General features: G+C 73.3%; 6 protein-coding genes. 3 read left to right on the top strand and 3 right to left on the bottom strand.

Annotated features, from left to right (window positions below):
- Positions 1-192: 192 nt before the first annotated feature.
- Positions 193-432 (bottom strand): hypothetical protein, encoded by a 240-nt coding sequence (locus ACWGJO_RS02075; protein WP_452181715.1) that lies wholly within the window; start codon positions 430-432, stop codon positions 193-195.
- Positions 433-504: 72 nt separating this feature from the next.
- On the bottom strand, positions 505-1,395 hold the full coding sequence (locus ACWGJO_RS02070) for a DMT family transporter (RefSeq protein ID WP_452181714.1): 891 nt from the start codon (positions 1,393-1,395) through the stop codon (positions 505-507).
- Positions 1,396-2,261: 866 nt separating this feature from the next.
- Between ACWGJO_RS02070 and ACWGJO_RS02065 the strand changes: the two genes are divergently transcribed.
- Entirely contained in the window at positions 2,262-2,834 is a 573-nt protein-coding gene (locus tag ACWGJO_RS02065) for a hypothetical protein (protein ID WP_452181713.1), read from the top strand.
- A 554-nt stretch (positions 2,835-3,388) separates the two neighbouring features.
- Positions 3,389-5,050, top strand: a complete 1,662-nt coding sequence (locus ACWGJO_RS02060) for an APC family permease (RefSeq protein ID WP_452181712.1) — start codon at positions 3,389-3,391, stop codon at positions 5,048-5,050.
- A gap of 60 nt (positions 5,051-5,110) precedes the next feature.
- Here the strand turns inward: ACWGJO_RS02060 and ACWGJO_RS02055 are convergent, their stop codons facing one another.
- Positions 5,111-6,736, bottom strand: a complete 1,626-nt coding sequence (locus ACWGJO_RS02055) for an FAD-dependent oxidoreductase (protein ID WP_452181711.1) — start codon at positions 6,734-6,736, stop codon at positions 5,111-5,113.
- A gap of 303 nt (positions 6,737-7,039) precedes the next feature.
- Between ACWGJO_RS02055 and ACWGJO_RS02050 the strand changes: the two genes are divergently transcribed.
- On the top strand, positions 7,040-8,215 hold the full coding sequence (locus ACWGJO_RS02050) for a SchA/CurD-like domain-containing protein (RefSeq protein ID WP_452181710.1): 1,176 nt from the start codon (positions 7,040-7,042) through the stop codon (positions 8,213-8,215).
- Positions 8,216-8,231 lie beyond the last annotated feature (16 nt).

The following is an 8,231-nucleotide window of genomic DNA, read 5'->3' as shown; positions in this document are numbered from 1 at the left end:
CGGGCGCGGCGCGGTCCGGGGCCGGCGCCGGGGCGCCCCGCGCCCGGGGGGGGGGGTGGGCCCCGGACGGCCCGGGGCCGGGCGCCCGGCCCCGGGCAACGCACGGCCGAGCGCACCGGCCTCAACCGAGCACTCCGGCTTCAGGAGCGCCGTCGTCGTACCCTGCGCCCGGGGCGGGGCACCGGACCGCGCTCACTCCTCCCCGGGCCGCGGATCCGGGTTGATCGCCTGGCCGTCGATGGGCTGGCCCCAGCCGTCCTCACCGGCCGCGTCGACGCAGTAGCCGCTGCCCTCGACGTGCCCGCCCGCGCTCCGGCACGTGCCCGCGGTGACGTCCCGGCGCCCGCTCGCCGCCGCCGGACCGGCGGCGGCGGTGAGCAGGAGGACGGAGGCCGTCGCGGCGGCCACCCGGGCCGGGAGTGAGCTGTTCATGCGGACCACGACAGCACGCCGCCGGGCTCCCGGCGACCACGGGACGCCCGCCCGGGTGGCCGCCCGCCCCGGCTACTCCCGCGCCAGCACCGCGATGGCCGCGAGCAGCAGCGCCGAGCCCGCCAGCAGGCCCGCCGTCAGCGGCTCGCCGAGGAACAGCACGCCGATCACCGCCGCGGTCGCGGGCTCCAGCAGGACCAGCACCGCGGCCGTGGTGCCGGGCACGGCGGTCAGGCCGGTGAAGTACCAGCGGTAGGCGAACAGGGTGGGGACCGTACCGAGGAAGAGCAGCGCCACCGCGGTCACCACCGGGTCCCCGCCCGTCGGCAGGACGCCCTGGGCACCCTGGACGGCCGCGAGCGGGAGCAGGCAGAGCAGGCCGGTGGTGAAGGCGCCGGTGCCGGCCCGGGCCGAGCCGGCGCCGCGGGCCCAGAGGGTGAGGCCGCTCTGGCCGGCGCCGGCGAGGACGGCCAGCGCGACGCCGAGCGCCGGGCGCGGGCCCGCCGCCGGGGTGGCCACCAGGAGGGCGAGCCCGGCCAGGGCCAACGCCACCGCGGCCGCCGCTCGACGGGTCAGTCGCTCGCCGAGCAGCAGGTGGGCGCCGAGGCTGGTGAACACCGGCCCGGCGCCGATGGTGATCAGGGTGCCCAGCCCGAGCCCGGCGTACCGCACCGAGCCGAAGTAGGCGCACTGGCTGACCGCCAGGCCGAGCCCGGTCAGCACGGCGGCGCGCCACCGGGCGGCGCCCCGCTCACCGCCCCGCTCGCCGCGCGGTGCACGGTTCGGCAGCAGGGCCAGGCAGAGCGCGGCGACGCCGAAGCGCCAGCAGGAGACGCCCGCCGGGCCGAGCCCGCCGGTGCGCATCAGCAGCGCGGACAGGGCGCCGCCCACGCCCCAGGCGACGGCGGCGGCGGAAATGGACAGGAGGCCGTGCCGGAAGGGCACGGCGGCGTACGAGGTCATGCGTCGGTACTCCACGATGAGTTGCCGGTTCGGGTCCGCTGGGTGCGCGGGCGGCATTCATCGCCCCGGCCGCGGACTGGTCCGTCGGGCCGGAGTGGGTGGAGTTCGCCGCCCGCTAGCGGACCGGCGGCGGGAGGATCACGAGACGCATGGGAACAGCCTACGCCGCCGTTCGGTGATCGTTTCCGGCCCGCTCGGGCCGACTACGAGACACCACGGACCAGCCGACCTGCGACGAGATCGAGTCCCCCGGGCGTCGGACCCCCGTCGAGCACGCCGCTTCCACCGCGTCGGCCGCGCTGGACCAGGTGGACGGCGGGTGCATCGCCGTCCGGCTCCGCGGATCCGACGCCGATCCGTCGAGGCTGGTCGAAGTAGTCCGCTGAACCGTCAACCCTCCTGACGCCGAGAGCGACGTACGAGCACCGCGCCGATGGCGGCCCGCGCGGGCGGGTCGGAACCGGCGGCCTCCCCGAGGGCGGCAGCGGCGGGCACTCCCCGCGGCCACCCGACCCGGCACAGCCCCTCGGCGCGAACCTCGGTGCCCGCGATTTGGCATGCCGTCATTCCGGTCCGGCCACCGCAGACGAGCCGGCAGCACTCCAAATGAGCGAGCCGGCCCGGGCGCAATCTCACCGACCTCGTCCGAACCGTCAACTCGTCTTGGAATCAGGGGATTTGAGAAAACGTGACAGCCAGCCAAATCGACTGGGGAGGCAGTTCGATAGCGCATCTGACCACCCATTCGGCCCCCAGCGTCAACCATTTGGCGCGGATTAATATGACAGGCAGTTAGTCCGCCGATACGTTCATTCATGTCGGCACCAAGCCGATCCAGTCCAGAACAGGAAACCAGGAGAAGGTCCATGAAGAACATGACCACCGCCATTGTCCTCGCGGCGTCGGCGGCCGTGGCCGTGACCGGCATCACCTACGCGTCGGCCGCTTCCGAGCCCGTGGCGGCGGCCCCGGTCGTTCAGAAGGCCGCCCCGGCGGCCGCTCCCGCCCCGGCGGCGGCTCCCGCCCCGGCGGCCGCTCCCGCCCCGGCGGCCGCTCCCGCCCTGGCTCCGCTCGACGGCGGCACGAAGGGCAACGAGGGCAAGGACGAGGGGCGTCGCGAGCACCGCGGCATCATCCACGTCAACGAGCGGTCGTACTCCGCCGACGACTTCGGCTGCATCACCGTGATCAGCGGCCTGGGCGCGAAGTCGCTCAACGTCCGCAACGACAGCCACCGGACCATCGAGCTCTTCAGCGGCGCGGTCTGCGACAACGGCGCCCCCATCGCCACCGTCGGGCCCCACAGCTCCAGCGACGGTGTGCGCCCGCACCACCACGGTGAAGGCATCGAGGTCGAGGACGGCGTCGTCGGCAGCTTCCGGGTCGTGCACCACGGCTTCGGCTTCGGCGGCGGGCGCGACTACGACAGGAAGAACTGATCCAACGGCATAAGTGGAGCCCCGGCCCGCCGTAATCGGGCCGGGGCACCTATATGGGCATCCTCCCACAGGTCCACGCGCCCTGCCCGCGAACGATGATCACTGCGGCGGCGCAGCAGCGACCGCCCCGTGACCCGGAGAGCTGAACCCAGCACGTCCACGGCACATCGGGGCAACACTGCGTGGAGGTCCCGCGATCCGGTCGATCGGATCGCGGGACCTCTTCACGCCCACCCGCAACCGTCGCTCGACACCCACCGACCCACGTCCGCCGACCGGCATGACCATGCGGAAACCGTCACTTCCATGCATGGGCGCGTGCTCCATATTGCCGGAGCCCGAGAGGGAAGCTCAGTTCACGCTCAAATGGTGAACCTACTCACCAGTCACGTAACAGACAACTGAACAGACAGCCTCCTACCTGCAGGGACGTCCAGAAAAGAATGTAAATATTCAGTAATGAAATCTGTGCAGGGGCCGCTGAAAAGTCCTACTGTGTGGCAACTCTCATCGCTCCGCCCACCTCGGGGCCCCCACCCACAGAGAGATCGTTCATGGCTTCCCTCAACCAGATCTCCCCGCCCGATCAGGGCACCGGCTCCGAATCCGGGACCACCCACCGGTCGCTCAAGCGGCACGTCGGACTCATCGGCCTCATGTGGGCCTCGGTCGGATCGATCATCGGCTCCGGCTGGCTGTTCGGCGCGAAGGAGGGCGTCATGGCGGCGGGCCCGGCCGCCGTCCTGTCCTGGGGCATCGGCACCGTCGCGATCGTGCTGCTCGCGCTCGTGCACGCCGAGCTCGGCAGCATGTTCCCGGTCTCGGGCGGCACCGCGCGCTACCCGCACTACGCCTTCGGCGGCCTGGCCGGCATGTCCTTCGGCTGGTTCTCCTGGCTGCAGGCGGCCACCGTCGCGCCGATCGAGGTCGAGGCGATGATCGGCTACGCCCGGCACTGGTCCTGGGCGGGCGGCCTGCTCAACGACAACAACACCCTCACGGCCAGCGGCTTCGCCGTCTCCACCGTGCTCATGGCGGTGTTCGTCGCGGTGAACTTCCTCGGGGTGCGCGTCCTGGCCCGCACCAACAACATCGCCACCTGGCTGAAGATCTTCGTCCCGCTGCTCACCATCTTCGTGCTGGCCGCGACCAACTTCCACGGCTCCAACTTCACCTCGCACGGCTTCGCGCCGTTCGGCGCCCAGGGCGTGCTGGCGGCGATCAGCACCAGCGGCATCATCTTCGCCCTGCTCGGCTTCGAGCAGGCCATCCAGCTCGCAGGTGAGAGCCGCAACCCCAAGCGCGACATCCCCCGCGCCGTGCTCGGCTCGGTCGCCATCGGCAGCCTGATCTACACCCTGCTCCAGGTCGTCTTCATCGGCGCGCTGCCCGTCAGCGCCTTCGCCAACGGCTGGGACAAGCTCGACTTCCCCGGCATCGACGGCCCCTTCGCGGGCCTCGCCACCGTGGTCGGCCTCGGCTGGCTGGCGTGGGTGCTCTACATGGACGCCGTGATCTCCCCCGGCGGCAGCGGCCTGATCTACACCACCTCCACCTCGCGCATCTCCTACGGCCTGAGCCGCAACGGCTACGCCCCGCAGAGGTTCGAGGAGCTCGACAAGAACGGCGTGCCGTGGTTCGGCCTGGTCATCGCCTTCGTCACCGGCGTGATCTGCTTCCTGCCGTTCCCGAGCTGGCAGGAGCTGGTCGGCTTCATCACCTCCGCAAGCGTGCTGATGTACGCCGGCGCCCCGCTGGCCTTCGGCGCGATGCGCCGCCGCCTGCCCGAGCACGAGCGCCCCTACCGGCTGCCGGCGGGCGAGCTGATCTCCCCGGCCGCGTTCGTGGTCTCCAGCCTGATCATCTACTGGTCCGGCTGGCACACCCTCTCGCGCCTGGGCATCGCGATCGTGCTCGGCTACGTCCTGCTCGGCAGCTACGCCGCGTACGCGATCAAGAAGGGTCTGCCGAACGCGCCCCGGCTGAGCTGGAAGTCCGCCCAGTGGCTGCCGCCCTACCTGGTGGGCCTCGGCCTGATCTCCTGGCAGGGCAGCTTCGGGGACGGCACCGGCAACATCCCGATGTGGGCCGACATGGCCCTGGTGTCGGTGTTCTCGCTGGTCATCTACTACTGGGCGATCCGGGTGGCGCTGCCGACCGACGCGATCGAGCAGGAGATCGCCGACGTCGAGGTGGTCGACGAGGGCGGCCACTGACCGCCGCCGACCGACAGGAAGGGCCCGCCGGCCGTGCGACCGGCGGGCCCTTCCGCGTCCTCAGAGGCTCAGCACCGTCCGCAGCGCCGTGACGAGCTCGGCCTCCGCGTCCTGCGCCGGACCGGGCGAGCGCCAGGCGACGAAGCCGTCCGGGCGGACCAGCACCGCCCCCTGCGGGCCGATGCCGTGCAGCGCGGCGAAGTCCGCGCCCGGCTCCGGCGCCAGATCGTCCTCGGCGCCGTCGCCGATCCGGAAGCCGTCCAGCGGGACGGCCAGCCGGTCGGCCGCCCGCCTGCCGCCCGCCTGCCAGGCCCCGCCCTCGGGGCCGGTGAGCAGCACCATCGCCTGCTCGTACAGGTCCAGCGTGGAGAGCTTCACGCCCGCGCGCCGCAGCCACTGGTGCGGGGCCCGGCTGCCCGGTTCGCCCGCCGACTCGAACTGCTCGGGGACCACCGGCCCGGCCCGGTCCGCGCCGATCACCGCGCCCACCGGGTAGCGGTAGCCCAGCGCCACCGCCAGCACCCCGGCCTGCCGGCCCACGCCCGGCGCCACCGCGTAGCCCGGGTGGCTGTGCTCGGCGGACCGGGCCGAGGCCCGCTCTCCGGTCACCCGGGCCACCGGGAGGCGCTCCTGCCCGTACGTCTCCAGCAGCCGCGGCCCGGCCCAGCCGCACAGCACGGCGGCGACCTTCCAGGCCAGGTTGTGGGCGTCCTGGATGCCGGTGTTGGAACCGAACGCCCCGGTCGGGGACATCTCGTGGGCGGAGTCCCCGGCGAGGAAGACCCGCCCGGCGCCGTACCGCTCGGCCACCCGCTCGGCGGCGTGCCAGGGAGCCCGGCCGGTGACCTCGACGTCCAGCTCCGGCAGGCCGACGGCGGTGCGGATGTGCCGCTCGCAGCGCTCGTCGGTGAAGGCCTCCAGCGGCTCGCCGTCCTCCGGGTGCCAGGGCGCGTGGAAGACCCACTCCTCCTGGTTGTCCACCGGCAGCAGCGCGCCGTCCGCCTCCGGGTTGGTCAGGTAGCAGGCGATGAAGTGCCGGTCGCCGACCACCTCGGCCAGCCGCTTGGCCCGGAAGGTGATGCTGACGTTGTGGAACAGCTCGCCCTTGCCGGACCGGCCGATGCCCAGGCTCTCCCGGACCGGGCTGCGCGGGCCGTCCGCGGCGATCAGGAAGTCCGAGCGCACCACCCGCTCCTCGCCGCTCTCCCGGCAGCGCAGCACCGAGGTGACGCCGTCCGCGTCCTGCTCGAAGGAGATCAGCTCGGTGCTGAACCGCAGGGCGCCGCCCAGCTCGCGGGCCGCCCGCCGCAGCACCGGCTCCAGGTCGTTCTGGCTGCACAGGCACCAGGAGCTGGGGCTGAACCGGGCCAGCCGGCCGCCCGGGTCGATCTCCCGGAACAGCCACTCCTGCTCGGCGCCGGTCAGCGAGGGCGCCTGGAGGATGCCGTGGTTGGGGGCCAGGATCGAGGCCGCCTCGCGGATCGCCGGCTCGATCCCGGCCACCCGGAACAGCTCCATGGTCCGCACGTTGTTGCCGCGCCCCCGCGGGTGGTGCGAGGTGTCGGCGTGCTTCTCGACCAGCAGGTGCCGGACCCCGAGCCGGCCGAGGAAGAGTGAGGCCGACAGCCCGACCAGCGAGCCCCCCACGATCAGGACCGGCACCCGGTCGTCAATCTTCGGATTCATCGATTGCTCCGCCCTGTCAGGGGATTCCGCGGCCCGGCGACTGGGCTCGGCGCCGCCCTCGACGGGCCCGCTCAGCCGGGGCCCGGCTCTTCCATCCCCCGCCGGAGGCGGCCCGTGCCGCCCCTTCGCCCGGATGGCCCGCAAATCTCGCGCCGCGCCCGGTGCGCCGCCCACGATCGACCTCAGGCCTGGCGCCGACTCGCCCGGCCGAACCGCCGTCGCACCGCCCTCCCAGGCCGGGGAGCACCCGCCGGGCACGGCCGACACGGCCCGCAGCGTGCGGCCCAGAGCAGAAAGTGGATCATGACAACTCTGTCCGAACCCCAGCCGAAGCAGCAGGACGAGGCCGACACCCGGCTGCGAGTGGTGCTGATGCTGGAGATCCAGGACGGCGCCCAGCAGCGCTTCCTCGACGTGTACGAGCAGTTGCGCCACCAGGTGGCCTCGGTCCCGGGCCACGTCAGCGACCAGCTGTGCCAGTCGATCAACGACCCGCGCCAGTGGCTGATCACCAGCGAGTGGAAGGACCAGGAGACCTTCCTGGAGTGGGTGGACAGCCCGGCCCACCGGGAGATGGTCAAGCCGATGCACGGCTGCGTCAGCGACAACTTCCGCTCGCTGCGCTACGCCGTGCTGCGCGAGACCTCCGCCGCCGGCTCCACCGGCACCCGGGCACCGATGGAGGTGCCGCCCGGGCTGCCGCGCACCACCCCGGCCGGGCACGTCGGCCCGCCCAAGGCCCCGCCGGGCCCGGACGGCGTGGTCCGCCACGCGCTGACCTTCACCGTCAAGCCCGGCAGCGAGCCCGAGGTGGCCCGCATCCTGTCCGGCTATGCCTCCCCCCGGGCCGAGGTCGACGAGCACACCCGGCTGCGCCGCACCTCGCTGTTCATGCTCGGCAACCGGGTGGTCCGCGCCGTCGAGGTGGTCGGCAACCTCGGCGACGCGCTGCGCCACGTGGCGATGCAGCCCGAGGTGCGGGCCGTCGAGGAGGCGCTGAACCCGCACCTGGAGGAGGCCCGGCAGCTGGGCGACCCGCAGGCCGCCCGGGCGTTCTTCGCCAGGGCCGCACTGCCCGCCCGGCACCAGGCGATCGCCAGCTCCCCCGCCTCCGGCCGGCTGCACCGGCACGCCGTGCTCTACCCGGTCCGTCCGGGCCGCGGACAGGACGTGGCCGAACTGCTGGCCGAGCACGACAACCTGGCCACCGCCGACCCGACCGGGCCGGTCGCGGCCGCCACCGTCTTCCACCGCGAGGACGTGGTGGTGCGCCTGGTCGACCTGCGGGTGCCGGCCGAGGCCGACCCCGCCGCCGCCCTCGGCGTGGCCGACGACCGGCAGGCCGCCGTGCTCGCCGGACTGCTGGACCTCGGACCGCAGAGCGACCTGCGCACCGCCACCGGGCTCGGCGCCTTCCTCGCCGCCCGCGCCATGAACCCGGTCACCGACCGCAGTTCCGCCGACCCGATCAACAACTGACGCTCCGTCATCTCAC

It is taken from the genome of Kitasatospora sp. NPDC054795 (assembly GCF_053611565.1).
This window is presented reverse-complemented; position numbering and strand designations above follow the sequence as displayed.